This window comes from Saccharothrix sp. NRRL B-16348 (genome assembly GCF_001280085.1).
Taxonomy (GTDB): Bacteria; Actinomycetota; Actinomycetes; order Mycobacteriales; family Pseudonocardiaceae; genus Actinosynnema.
In genome coordinates this window covers 1-352 of the sequence record NZ_LGED01000117.1, presented here as the reverse complement: position 1 = coordinate 352, position 352 = coordinate 1, and the positions used below count along the sequence as shown (strand labels likewise).

Here is a 352-nt window from a genome sequence, read left to right as displayed (position 1 = left end):
GCGCGGCGTCGACGCCCGCTTCGACGGCGTTCGCGGCGAGTTTGGCGCCCTTGCCCAGCGGGATGAAGCCGATGACGGCCATGCCGCACGCCGCGGTGAGGCCTGGGTTCTTGCCGCAGTCGATGATGTCGCCGACGAAGAAGTCGACCACGTCGCCGACGGAGGGCAGGGGTGCCGAGCCGGGGGTCGCGCGGGCGTTCTCGATCCTCGGGCACTGCGGGGTGCCGTGGGCTCCGCAGTCCAGACCGGTCTGGTGCAGCACCGTGCGTTCCATCACGAGGGTGCCGGTGCAGTCCTGGATCGGGCCGACAAAGCCCGGTGCCGCGCCGCCGCATTCGCCTTCGACGGAGTA

Annotated in this window: 1 protein-coding gene; it reads right to left on the bottom strand. The window is 71.3% G+C overall.

Translation table 11 applies throughout. The annotated features are described in order from the left end of the window. Positions 1-274: hypothetical protein (locus ADK67_RS13430; protein ID WP_157620248.1), on the bottom strand; the 274-nt coding region annotated here is incomplete at its 3' end. Positions 275-352: the final 78 nt, after the last annotated feature.